The sequence below is a fragment of the Porphyromonas sp. C0026D3 genome, from assembly GCF_056590775.1.
This window is the reverse complement of the sequence record NZ_JBWPWU010000002.1, coordinates 25,466-38,628: the sequence shown is the minus strand read 5'-3', so window position 1 is coordinate 38,628 and position 13,163 is coordinate 25,466. Positions and strand designations below refer to the sequence as shown.

General features: G+C 47.5%; 8 protein-coding genes and 1 tRNA gene. 4 read left to right on the top strand and 5 right to left on the bottom strand.

Annotated features, from left to right (window positions below):
• Positions 1-224: 224 nt before the first annotated feature.
• Positions 225-4,262, bottom strand: a complete 4,038-nt coding sequence (locus AC1EK1_RS01740; RefSeq protein ID WP_480305320.1) for a glycoside hydrolase family 2 TIM barrel-domain containing protein — start codon at positions 4,260-4,262, stop codon at positions 225-227.
• A 655-nt stretch (positions 4,263-4,917) separates the two neighbouring features.
• On the opposite strand from AC1EK1_RS01740, the gene serB reads away from it, so the two are divergent.
• The 4 genes from serB (at position 4,918) to AC1EK1_RS01720 (ending at position 7,000) form a co-directional block, all read left to right on the top strand.
• Complete coding sequence (gene serB, locus AC1EK1_RS01735; protein ID WP_480305319.1) at positions 4,918-6,156, top strand: phosphoserine phosphatase SerB; 1,239 nt, start codon at positions 4,918-4,920, stop codon at positions 6,154-6,156.
• A 13-nt stretch (positions 6,157-6,169) separates the two neighbouring features.
• Positions 6,170-6,472, top strand: coding sequence for a Dabb family protein (locus tag AC1EK1_RS01730; RefSeq protein ID WP_480305318.1), 303 nt, complete (start codon positions 6,170-6,172; stop codon positions 6,470-6,472).
• Positions 6,469-6,858 (top strand): YraN family protein, encoded by a 390-nt coding sequence (locus tag AC1EK1_RS01725; RefSeq protein ID WP_480305317.1) that lies wholly within the window; start codon positions 6,469-6,471, stop codon positions 6,856-6,858. The genes AC1EK1_RS01730 and AC1EK1_RS01725 overlap by 4 nt, the downstream gene beginning before the upstream one ends.
• 68 nt (positions 6,859-6,926) lie before the next feature.
• Positions 6,927-7,000 (top strand) — tRNA-Met (locus AC1EK1_RS01720).
• Positions 7,001-7,183: 183 nt separating this feature from the next.
• On the opposite strand, the gene AC1EK1_RS01715 is transcribed toward AC1EK1_RS01720, so the two are convergent.
• Genes AC1EK1_RS01715 through AC1EK1_RS01700 form a run of 4 tightly spaced genes read right to left on the bottom strand, consistent with a single transcriptional unit; the run spans position 7,184 to position 12,881 of the window.
• Entirely contained in the window at positions 7,184-8,206 is a 1,023-nt protein-coding gene (locus tag AC1EK1_RS01715; RefSeq protein ID WP_480305316.1) for a branched-chain amino acid aminotransferase, read from the bottom strand.
• A complete protein-coding gene (locus AC1EK1_RS01710; protein ID WP_480305315.1) occupies positions 8,184-9,533 on the bottom strand; it encodes a glycoside hydrolase family 57 protein in 1,350 nt (449 codons plus the stop codon). Before AC1EK1_RS01710 ends, AC1EK1_RS01715 begins: the two co-directional genes overlap by 23 nt.
• 40 nt (positions 9,534-9,573) lie before the next feature.
• Positions 9,574-10,839: a glycosyltransferase family 4 protein gene (locus tag AC1EK1_RS01705; RefSeq protein WP_480305314.1), complete on the bottom strand. Its 1,266-nt coding sequence runs from the start codon at positions 10,837-10,839 to the stop codon at positions 9,574-9,576.
• A 2-nt stretch (positions 10,840-10,841) separates the two neighbouring features.
• Positions 10,842-12,881: a glycogen debranching enzyme N-terminal domain-containing protein gene (locus AC1EK1_RS01700; RefSeq protein WP_480305313.1), complete on the bottom strand. Its 2,040-nt coding sequence runs from the start codon at positions 12,879-12,881 to the stop codon at positions 10,842-10,844.
• Positions 12,882-13,163 lie beyond the last annotated feature (282 nt).

The window sequence follows — 13,163 nt, the reverse complement described above, 5'->3', positions numbered from 1 at the left end:
TGAGATTGTAGTCTCAGCTGAAGAAGTTGGTTTTTCTTCCCTGTTGATTTCTTTGTCTCTGATTTCAAGCTTTTATCTGCACCTTCCGGATCAGGTGTTTTGCAATGACCTAGTGGTGGAGTAAGGTGGGGTTGGGGGGCCAAAAAGGCCGGCTCATCACTGATGAGCCGGCCTCGTATTCATGCACTCAGATCAATAGGGAGATGAGTACTCCGATCTATTCTCTATTCATCCGATAGTAGCCTAAACTCTGCCCCGGAAGCAAAGTCTGATCCATCTTGTGACGATAGAGCGTTGAGTCGGACATAGCGTGCCGATATGGGCTTGTCAAAGAGTACGCGTTGCTCTTCTCGTGAGTTTACAAATGTTCCTCTGGCGATGGCCTTGCTCCAGGTTTTTCCATCGTCGCTGATCTGTATGGAGTAGTCTTTGATATTGCCGTTGCTACTTCTATCTTGCCTTGGCAGGTAGCTAAAGCCCTTGATGTTGGTAGGTTCATTTGCATCAAATACCACCCAATGTGGGTAGCCTGCCACGGTCACGGAGTACATGCTGTGCCAGATTGTGGATGGATTGTTGTCTACGAGATTGTCCACACCGCCACCATGGGTTTCTTGGCTAGAGGAGTCCGCCACTCGTAGCGGGATGGCCTCTATCAGGGGGTAGGTAATTTCTGTGCGCATCCACGCTTGTCCCGATGGGTAGGCTGTTATTTTTCCACCTCGGCGTAGCTCAAAAGGACCGTCGTATGCTTGGGCTTTTTGACCATCAATGCTGTATTCGATGGCTGTGGGACCACTGAGCTTGACGACTCCGTGTTCGTCTCGGTCGGCAAGTACGACTAGGCTTTTGGGTGCTTGTACCATGGTTTCGGAGCCGGCCGGTACGATCATGAATCCGAATGTGTGTGGCACACTCATGATTCGATCTTCGGCGAGTGGTGCTCCTTGTCCGCAAGAGTTGCCCCCCAGACCAGTTGTGCCAAGGTTTAGGCAGAGGTGTGTTGCAGTGGATGTGGGCAACTGGTACGGGTGTGGAGCCATGGTGAGTTCCATTGCACTGTAGGGTAGCGCACTGGCGGACATGGAGTCACGAGCGATGAATGTCAGCCCACGGCCGGTGTTGCCTTTGGTGAGTTGTGCCCATCTCACTTGCTCTCTATTGCCCATGCTCTGTGGTTTGGGAAAGGGTACAAATTGGTCGGCCACGGTGCTGGTGTACTTCCCGAGATAGGCGCCACTGCAACGGTCGTTGTAGTTGTTCCACGGTCCTCTGCCGTAGTAGGTGTAGGAGTCCATTTCGCTTGGCAGCTCCATTGCATATCCGAGTCTGGCGAGAGCAAGGTTTTTCCTGCTTGGTTGGATGCTTGCCTCCATGCTGATGGCTCCACCAGGGTATATGGTCCACGCCTGTGTGGTGATGAAATGAAAGTCCTCGTCTCCAAATAGCTTGTCCACTTGGTCGATGAGTTTGTAGTGTCCACTATTGGCATCGGACGCTTTGGTGCCATAGGGAGCTTGGCTCTTGACCGTGTAGAGTAGGGTGTAGGTGCCATCGTTGTTTTTGTGAAATGTACGTGAGAGGACGACGTGGCGGAGGTTGTGCAGGCCATTTTGGAACCATCCTTGATAAGCCCAGTTGTCATTGTCCACCGGTGCCCTAAAGGCATTGAGGGCAGGTCCCTTGCCGGGGTTGATCATGTGGTCGCCATCTATGGTGTAGTCATAGATAGTTCCGGTCTTGTCGTCGAACGTAACCTCAAAGCCATCACCTGCAAAGCAGGTCTTGTGATTGTCGGTGACAACTTTTAGTGCAGGCTTGCCTTGGGATAGCTGTGCCAGCTGTGCCAGGGTAAATGGTCTGTCGCTGGGCTTGAGGATAAACTCCTCATCCATCTGGACAAATCCGGCGTTGCTCCATGGCCTGGCGTGCTTTGTCACCAGTTCCAATCGCAAAGTGTATTCGGCGGGGTCTTCTGCTAGGTCGGATTTCTTGTAGGGTAATTCGATAATGCGTGAGGTCCGAGGCAAAATACCGTTTATCTCCTGCCAGTCGGTAGCTTTTACTTCGCCATTTCTCAATAGCTTCACGACCAATGTCAGGTCGTCCAAGGTTGTGAAATAGCGTTTGTTGAATAGCTTGACCAGGCCGTTGTCGACATCTTCGTTGTACAGCCCGACATCTTGGTAGACTTTTTTGACTTCATAAAACTCGGGCTTGGGTTGATGATCCGGGAAAAGTATTCCGTTCATGCAAAACATCCCGCTATTCGGCTTGTCTCCGAAGTCTCCGCCATAGGCAAAGTACCGATCACCGGTCTTTTTGTCTACGGTATAGAGTGCTTGATCCACCCAGTCCCAGATCGCTCCACCCATGAAGAAGTTGGTGCTCTCTATGGCCTCCCAATAATCTTTCAAGTTGCCACCGGCATTGCCCATGCTATGGGCGTATTCGCTGATGTGAAATGGGTACTTGATGTTGTACTCCCCCTTCACTGCCTCACGGATCCAGGCGATAGAGGGGTACTGGTTTGAGCCGATGTCTACGATGTCGTTGTTTCGCTCATACTGCACCGGTCTGCTTTGGTCGAAATCTTTTATTGCATTGTATGCGGCTACAAAGTTGGCCCCCGGCCCGCCTTCGTTGCCAAGTGACCAGATCAGGATGCTTGGGCTATTGACGTGAGCAGCCACAAGCTCAATGACGCGCGATACGTGTGCATTCCGAAACTCAGGTACGTGGCTAAGGGAGGCGTCACCATAATAATAGGCGTGGCTCTCGATATTTGCCTCGTCTTCGAGGTAGAGACCATAGAGGTCGCAGAGGTAATAAAACTGTGGGTAGTTGGAGTAGTGTGAGAGGCGGATGTGATTGATATTGCCACGCTTCATCAGCATCAGCTCCTCGTACATTTGTTGAGACGTGATCGTGTTGCCGGTCTCGGGGTTGATCTCTTGGCGGTTGACCCCTTTCATTTTGATTGGTTTCCCATTCAGATAAAAATAGCGACCGGCTAGACCAAACTCGTCCTCGTTGGCCGGTGTGTCCTTGAGTTCTATTTTCCTAAACCCAACCGCAGTCGAGTAGGTCTGTTGGACCTTGCCTTTTCTGTCAATCAGCTCTCCGACCAGAGTGTACAGGTTGGGCTCCTCAGCACTCCACAGTTTTGGTTGCGGGTGAGTGATGACGGTTTGGGTGAGCGTTGTTTTTCCTTTTTGGGTGCTGCTCAGTGGCGTGGTGGTACTGATACCGGTAGGGGTGTTTTCTTGGCTGTACAGCTTGTTTTGGTAGAGCGTGTACCGCACTTTCCACCCTTTGGTCGCCTTCGTGGATAGGTTGCGAAGTTCTGTGGTGATATTGAGCGTCCCTTGTGTGTAGGTGTTGTCCAGATCGGGTATCACTTTGAGGTCGCGTACGTGTACGGCCGGCAGGCTTGTCAGATATACAGATCTGTAGATACCCGGTAGCCTCCACATATCTTGTGCCTCCAAAAACGAGCCATCACTGTTGCGGTATACCTCTACAGATACTTCATTGGTGCCGCGTACTAGGTATTTCGTGATATCAAAGGTGGCTGTGTTTCGAGAGTTTTTGGAAAAACCTACGTACTGACCATTGATCCAGAGGTAGAAAAACGAATTTACTCCATCAAAGTTGAGCAGAACTCGCCTTCCTGACCAGTTTTGGGGCAACTCAAAGGTACGCTTGTAGGAGCCAACCTCATTGCGATCCTTGTAGGTAACCCAGTCTTTGTCGGGAGTGCGCATCACGCCACCTTTCCAGTCACCTACCTCAACCTTGTGGTAAAAAATATAGGGTTGGTTGGCGTAGATCGGCACGCCGTATTTCAGCGACCCATCTTTTTGGATGCCGGCGACATTCCAGCAACTGGGTACATCTATTAGGTCCCATGATGTGACGTCATAGCCGGTCTTGAAAAAGTCGGCCGGGCGTTCGCCTGGATTTCCTACCCAGTGAAAGCGCCACTTTCCGTCAAGGTCTAGGTAGTAGGTTGTCTTTTCGGATGGCCACAGCTGACGAGCGCCATCTACGTCTTTGTACGAAAAGAAGATGGCATGTGGCTGTTCCCGGTTGAGTGCAATCTCTTGCGGTGAGTCCCACTCTGTCCCTTTGGGCATCGCATCACTTCGGTACGAGTAGCCTGGTACTGAGTGCATGGATTGTGCCAATACAGGTAATCCTTGCAGAAGTGCGGACATGGTCAATAGTGCCGAAAAGAGTCGGCAATGTGTTTTTGACATATTTCTAAATCCTTTTGTTATGAGAATTTGGTATACGGTGTCAGGCCTTTTTGTTTTTTTATATATAGTAAGCCAGCTACGAAGATACGAAAAAAAGGATTAGTTTCCATATTTACTGTTATTGCCAACATGAAAGTATCAGAGATAAGGGCTTCTTTTTGACCGGAAGAGAAATCGAAACTACTTGGCCCCGGTTTTTCTTCTAGCCATCTAAGTGATCGTTTCTATCCGCGAAAAGTTTTGCTTCTATCCGTGAAACCGAACGCTTCTATCCGTCAAAAAAACAGTCTCTTTCAATTGCTTGATTATCTGTTGTTTGCGAGGTGCTAAAAATGGTCTGTAAACATGGCCTCTCTGTAGATGTCTTGTGGATTGTTTTTCCATCCTTTTCCCTCCTTGAAAGGTAGCCACTACAAAAAGTGCTGGGTTGGTACATGACACCTTGGTGACGTAGGTGTATATTTTCGTATATTTGTGGCATAGAAGAAAAAAGCATATCAGGCCGGATAACTCGATCAGTTTTTTTGATGAGTCAGAAGCCAAACACGTCTCTCATAACTCTAGGTAGGTTTTGATAAATAAAGTTCGCCGATGACGTATTTGGTCACTTGTCGGCGGCTAATTTTATGTTCACTAAAAACACGTTACTTTTGATATGGAACCAAATGTTGAGTTGATACTTGCTGTCTTTAATGGTCAGGACAGACCCGGGGTAACGGCTTCAATCACATCCGTGCTAGCTGATCATGATATTACGATTCTCGATATTGGTCAAGCAGATATTCATAATCATCTTACCTTGGGTGTCCTTTTTGCGACCACCTCAAATACCAGTGGGGCCATACTGAAAGATCTTTTGTTCAAGGCTAATGATCTCAATGTTTCTGTAACCTTTAGGATCGTCGATCCGGAGGAGTACAGCAAGTGGGTGGGGCTCCAGGGCAAAAATAAGTATATCGTGACGATCCTCTCCAAGACTATTTCTGCCGGTATGGTGGCTGCAATCACTAGTGAAGTGGCTAGCCAAGGTATGAATATTGATGACTTGAATCGCTTGACCGGTCGTATCCCTCTCACCAAACATGAGCGCGTGCCACAGGCTAGTATAGAGATTTCGGTACGTGGTACCCCTATTGATAGGGAGCAGTTGCAAAAGCGGCTGATGGAGATTGCAGATGAGTTTCAGATGGATGTCTCCTTCCAGCAGGATAGCATGTTTAGGCGAATGCGTCGCTTGATATGCTTTGATATGGACTCCACACTTATCAAGACCGAGGTAATCGATGAGCTTGCCGAAGCAGCAGGTGTGGGAGATAAGGTGCGGGAGATTACGGATCGGGCAATGCATGGCGAGATTGACTTCAAGGAGAGCTTTGAGCAACGAGTGCGGTTGCTGAAGGGGCTTGATGTCTCGGTAATGCGCAACATTGCGGAGAACCTTCCCCTAATGGATGGGCTGGAGCGCACCATGCGTATTCTCAAGAAAGTAGGCTTCAAGATCGCTGTTTTGAGTGGAGGATTTACCTACTTTGGCAAGTATCTGCAGGATCGATTTGGGATTGACTATGTTTATGCCAACGACCTTGAGGTGAAGGATGGTAAGCTGACCGGACGATACATCGGTGATGTGGTAGATGGTAGGCGAAAGGCTGAGCTACTAAGGCTGTTGGCTCAGGTGGAAAAAGTGGATATCCGCCAAACTGTGGCGGTCGGTGATGGTGCCAACGACCTACCCATGCTGAGTACAGCGGGGCTTGGAATAGCATTTCATGCCAAACCCAAAGTCAAAGAGAGTGCCAAGCAGTCAATTACGACTATGGGACTCGATGGAATTTTGTACTTCTTGGGCTACAAGGATTCTCAATTGGATGAGCTGGAGTTCCAAAATCTATAAGAAGTATTCAATTATGATTAAGCATATTGTACTTTTTCGGCTAGCCAGTGAACTATCCGGTGAAGAGAAGTCTTATCGTATAGCGGAGATCAAGAAGGCGTTTGAGAAACTACCTGATCGTATAGGCTGCTTGCATGACTTGAGTATTTCTCCAAACCTGAATCCCAAGGAACCCTTTGACTTTGCACTTGTGGCAACTCTTGATGATTTGGTTGATGTCAATAGCTATGCTAATCATCCGGAGCATGTTGATCTTGTGGGGAAGCTGATAAAGCCATACCTGCACTCTCGTGCCGCCGTGGATATTGAGGTGTGAGACAGGAGAAGTCTATATGCGGATCCGCAGGAGAGGGGCTTGTGGCAGATGAGATGCGGATGGCCGGCTTTGTGATCTTGGCACAAAACTATAGGGTGGGGCATCTAGAGGCTGATATTATAGCACTGGAAGGCGATGTGCTCTGTGTCGTCGAGGTAAAGACTCGGGCCAGCAGTGCCGCACTTAGGGACTTGGATGTCCTTATCCCTCCTCAAAAGGAGCGTAACCTGATCACTCTGGGAGATTCTTTTGCACGTACTCACAGGCAACTGAATATTCGCAGTGTCCGATTTGATTTTGCACTTGTCTGCGCCCCAGCTCAGGGGCAACCACATATTACGTATATAAAGAATGCCTTTATCCCCGGAGCTTTGAAGAATTTTTGATCTTCATTCTTTTGCTTGGCTGAAAAAGTTTTGTTACCTTTGCACTCAAGCAAGGGGGTAGGTAGGATGGCGAGATAGCTCAGTTGGTTAGAGCGCAGGATTCATAATCCTGAGGTCGCGGGATCGTACCCCGCTCTCGCTACGTTGAAGTAAGGAATGCCTTCGGAGTAGGTTCTCCGAAGGCATTCCTTTTGTGTTGCAACGAAGTAATGTTTGCGGCTATTTTTACTTGCGTCTACTGCGTGAAGGTGTTTTATCGGAAAATCATTCAAAGTCTCTCGGAAAAATGGATGCTTGTTCCTCCCCGACTTTTCAACGACTCCTACTATGGCTCAACGATGGTGACCCAACCATGAGTATCTACCACGTCTCCATGCTGTATTCTGAGAAGGGTTTTGTACAGTACTGTGCTGATTGGACCGGCCTTGCCACTTTTGGAGAAAGTATATGACTGCCCGGTGTCTAGATCGTCTATCTTGAGTATTGGACAGATAACAGCGGCCGTGCCACACGCTCCGGCTTCATCAAATTCGGATAGTTCCGATACGTGCACCGGTCGATGTTCAACTTCCATCCCTAAGTCTTTGGCTATTTGCATCAGGCTTTTATTGGTAATGGACGGAAGAATGGATGCTGACTTTGGGGTAATGTACTTGTTGCCTTTGATCCCAAAAAAATTGGCTGCTCCACACTCATCTATGTACTCCTTCTCTTTGGAGTCCAAGAAAACAACTGCAGAGTAGCCTCTTTCGTGAACTATTGCCCCGCTTTTTAGTCCTGCAGCATAGTTGCCACCAACCTTTATTGCACCGGTTCCGAGAGGTGCCGCACGGTCATAACCACGCACAATCGCCATTGGTGTGGGACTAAACCCATCTTTGAAGTATGGACCTACCGGACTTGCAAACATGACCATCATATACTCAATGGCCGGACTGACGCCTACGTGGGCTCCGATCCCTATGACCAAAGGACGAATATAAAGTGATGCTCCACTTTCGTAGGGAGGTACGTAGTCTATGTTTTTTTTGACTAATAATTTTACTGCTTTAATAAATGTTTTTTCGGGAAATGGAGGCATCATAATCCCTTCGCACGAGCGTCTTAGCCGCTTGGCGTTTTCTTCCACACGGAATAGTCTGACCTGGTTGTCACTTCCCCTGTATGCTTTCAAGCCCTCAAATGCCTCTTGGCCGTAATGAAGGCATGTCGCCGCCATATGTATGCTTATGGTTGGGTCGGAGGACACTTCAAGGTCACCCCATCTGCCATCCTTGTAGCAACACCTTATATTGTAATCGGTAGGATAATAACCAAACCCAAGATTAGCCCAATCGATCTTTTTCACTTTGTTTGCCTCCCTTTTTGGTGGTTAGCTTTTTCTCTGCTTCAAGCTGTTTTACCTTTTGTTTGAGCTCAGAGATCTCATCTCCTTGGTTTTGAATGGTGATCAATAGGGCATTTAGTTCCTCATTCTCGATAGAGCTTGGGTATTGCTCTTCTACACGTAGGTGAAAGTCGCTAATGACGTTCATATAGTTGTTGAACGCTTCATACTCATTATCGTATGGGCTAAATAGCCTGACGTCTCCGGCTTCTGAGGACATGTAGTAAAAGTGGTCACTACTTTGTAGGTAAGTCCAATCCTGAAGCAATCTTCTATTTTTGGAAAGGCGCGTGCGCTCTGCAAACTCTTGGGTCTTGTTGAATGCTTCTCGCTGTATCACATTTCCCAGCCAGCTATTGGTGTTTTTTTCTTCTTCGGACCATGAGATCGTGTCGGGAATTGAGAGTGTGTCTTTGGGTTGAAGGCTCTTGATTGAGTCGGATGGGGTGGCAAAGCCTATACCCTCTCGTCCTAGATATGCCGGTAGTGCACGGAAGAAGTCAAAGATACCTGAGTCGGAGGGATTACCGGATCCGATGACATCGTAGCTCATGTCTATGTTGACTACATCACCTTCTTGGAGGTCTTTTGCAATCCACGCTGCATACTTGTCAGCGGTAAGTGGGTATTCATTCCATCCGTAGTTGCAAAAGTTCTTGGAGATGTCCTCTGTTAGGCGAGCGTTACGCAGTAGGATCTTTAGATCTGAGGTAACCGCACTTTTGTAGACTTTGTTCGGGCTCTTCCATCCTAGTACATGCTTGGCTCCCTCTGTGATTACTCCTTTGAATCCCATGTCAAAAATGCTTTGGCCGATAGAGTCGTCATATATTAGCTCTGAATTTCTAAAGATTTGTGGCCTCTGTCCGAACATGAGTTCAACCTTATTGGCATGTTGCTCTACTTGAGTCCGAAATTCCTTCTTGTCCTCTGCTAAGGATGCCAGAGAGTGTGCATATGTTTCGCCTAAAAACTCCACACAGCCGGTCTTGGCGAGTTCTGTGAAGCTGTCAATAAGCTCAGGAGCATACATTTCGATCTGGTCCAAGGCCACACCGGATATTGCAAAAGCCACTCGGAAACGATATCCACTATCTTTGATCATCTGAAGGAGCATTTTATTGGCCGGTATATAGGATTGCTCTGCTATACGTCGGAAGATATCTTCGTTTAGGAAGTCGTCAAAGTAGTAGTGGTCATTGCCTATATCGAAGAAGCGGTAGCGCTTTAGTCGAAATGGTTGGTGTACTTGAAATACAAAACTAATGTTCTTGTTGCTTGTTGTCATGGTACCATCCAGTATATTGTTACTCTTGCCTATTCTGCAGTTAGTGCTTGATGATTAGGCTATCGTATATGTTTCTTATTTTCTCTCCTACTTTTGTCCAGGTTATCTTGTTTACCTCCTCCAGGCCTTTTGTTGATAGGAATTCATGCAAGGCCGGATATGAGACAAGGCCGTACATAGCATTGGCCAGCTCCTCTACATCCCAGTAGTCTACCTTTATAGCGTACTTTAGGATCTCGGCACAGCCACTCTGCTTGGATATAATACAGGGGATGCCACACTGCATAGCCTCCAAAGGGGATATCCCGAATGGCTCAGAAACGGATGGCATCACATACACATCGCTTGCCTTGTAGATCTCGTACACCTGCCGTCCTCTCATGAAGCCGGTAAAGTGGAAGCGGTCGGATATACCCCGTTCAGCGGCTAAGGTTATCATATCATTCATCATATCTCCACTGCCAGCCATTACAAATCTTACGTTTTCTGTTTGTTGTAGGACGCGACTTGCTGCTTCCACAAAAAACTCTGGCCCTTTTTGCATCGTTATTCGCCCTAAAAAGGTGATTACTTTATCCTTTACTCCTTTCTTGTCTTGGATTGCAAGGATAGAGGGATCTAGAGGGGTGACTGCATTGTGTACAGCTGTGACTTTTCTGGGGTCTTGGTGGTATTTCTCAATGACGGTTTGGCGCGTAAGTTCGCTTACGCACATGATGTGGTCAGCGTGATCCATTCCGTCTTTTTCAATGGCATAGACTCGTGGGTTTACATTTCCTCTGCTACGATCAAAGTCGGTCGCATGCACATGTACGACAAGTGGAACCCCCAGCACTTGTTTGGCGTGAATCCCGGATGGATAGGTTAGCCAGTCATGAGCATGAATGATGTCATAGTGCTCTGAGCGAGCAATGACTCCGGCAACAATTGAGTAATTGTTGATCTCGTCATATAGGTTGTCAAGGTACCTTCCCGAAAACTCTATGCAACCAAGATCATTCGTTAGCATGTAGCTAAAGTCCGCATAGATATGATCCCGGAGTCTATAGTATAGCTCAGGGTCCATGACTTTTCCGATCCGCTCTTGTACGTAGTCGTATGGGACATCTCGGTAGACAATAGGAACCTCTGATGCCCCAATAATTCGCATAAACGAAGTGTCCTCATCGCCGGATGGGCGTGGCATCACGAACGTTATGTCCACGTCAGGTTGCTCAGCCAATCCTTTTGTCAGTCCATAGCTAGCTGTCCCCAATCCACCCGATATGTGAGGAGGAAACTCCCAGCCAAACATCAATGCTCTCATTACTATTCCTGTTTTTCGTGATCTGTACTCCGAGCCTTATTGTGATCAGGAGAGGAGACGTGGTGGCTCGTAAGACTTAGGTTAAAAATATCTTCAGTTCCTTGACTTAAATACTCATCTATTCGTGTCCGGATTCTTAGAATTGCGGTCAGGCTCATCAGGAACGATATCGCACCCCTTCCGCTATAAGGTGGTGTACCATCATACATTTCAGAGACACACGATATGCCATGAAATCTAGCCTCCTCCTCAAATGGTATCAGCATCCTATCCACGAAATTAATCCCTTCGCGCCTAAAAAGCTTGAGGTATGCACCAAGGTAGTAGTAGATAAGCCATGGCCAGACTCCGCCCTGCATATAGGCATATCTACGATCGTTGATGGCACCACTTAGGTACCCTTTGTAGTAGGGGCTCTTGGGACTGAGTGTCCGGAGCCCTTTTGGCGTTTTTAGTTCGCGCGTGACGATGTCTAGGACCGTACGTTGCAGTTTGCGCGAAAGGGGGGAGTACGAAAGTCCGGCTGCAAAGATCTGGTTAGGTCGGACGCTCCAGTCTGTTGGTTTGTTGTCAGCAACATAGTCAAAGAGGTAATCATGCTCGTTGACAAAAACTCTGACAAAACTTTCTGACACGCGATCAATATAGTCGTCCAAGTGCGGATCTTTCAGGTCAAAAATGTTTCGGTAAAAACAAAGGTTGTTGTACCACAAAGCATTGTACTCCACTATGTAGCCACGTCGATCTACCACGGGCCAGCCATCAATGGTGTTGTCCATCCATGTGATAGGCTCCGATAGTTCTGATGGCTCGGCATAGAGTAGTGTGTTTTCTCGCACCTCCATCATGGGTATTTTGTTTTCCCAGATATAGTTCATCGCACGCTTGATCGTGTCTCCATATTTGGTGAGTGTCTTTTCGGTACCTTCCCATCGGTAGTAGTCCTGTATGCAGTTGACCAGCCACAGTATTGAGTCGGGTTGTGATATTCCCTTGATGATGGCATCTTCCTTACCCTCATCTAGGTAGCTCCATAGGGCTGGTATGATGGTCGCCATCACTTCGTCATAAAGTTGAGGGTTACCGGTCCCGAAGCTTGCGGCTGTCAAGCTCACCAGTGTGTCACGCATGCGTGGCCCAAACCAAGGGCTCCCGGCGATAAGGTACGTGTGCTCATCATCGGGTTTGAAGATACATTGTGTCACGGCATTTTTTAGACAGTCCACATAGGTCTCAATAGGCTTGGCTGCTTCATATGCGTTCATATAGCACTGCTTGAGCGATGCACTGTCTATCGCTGTATCGCATGCTGAGAAAATGATTTCTTCTCCTTTCTTTATGCCAAATTCAAAGTATCCCGGGGTTGGAAGGTCTTCTGTACATGGATTTCCACGAATGAACTCCTTGTCATAAAAGAAGTTTTTGTACCACAGAGGTTGATGGTTCCAGGTTACATCGTTTTTTGAAAGTTGCATGTAGAGTCTCGGAAATCCATCGTAGAGACAAAGAGACAGACCCTGATCCTCCTTTGTGTAAGACCAATCAATCGCCGGGTTTTCATGCGTCAGTTCGCGAACGGTCCTGAACGCCAAGAACGGCCGAAGCCGCAGGGTGGTATCAGAGTGTGCCTCAAGCAACTTGTATTTGACAAGCAATTGGTTTTTGTCCGCAGCAAGGATAATCTCTTTGGATAGTATTACTCCTCCGACCCGGTAAATGTATTTGATGCTTTTGTCATCCGAAAACTCTCGAATGTATTTGTGCCCATTGGGGCTGAAGTGGTCACCGGTGTATTTATGTACCGCAAGGTTGAACTCCGCACCGTGCTGGATGACCGTCTCATCTAGCGAGGATAGCAGTAGGCGAGCGGGGTTCCCGGCATTGAAATCCGGAACAATCAACATTCCATGATACTTTCGTGTGTTGCAACCTACGAGAGTGGTACACATTATCGCCCCCCTGTCGTTTCGCCGAAGGACTTCTTTGTCAAGGGCTTCGCGAAGATTGGTCATTATGGCTCGATCAAATTTTAGGTAGCTCATAGGTATGTTATTTATCGGGGACACAGTCCAGGTGTCATTTGTTATGCTTTTTTGAGAGTGTATTTCTCGTCCTTCATATGAATGTTCGGTCGTGTCCGTCATTACACTTGTGATTAAAGGGCATATATTAGTACACCATACACACCAAAAGTACCGTTATTTCCTGAAATAATCAAGTGAAAGCTCTTTTCTCAATGAGACACCCTTTACCGTGTGAAAAACGCCTGTTTTTCATGGGAAAACAAAACGCTTATAATATATTGAAATACAATATGTTGTGTT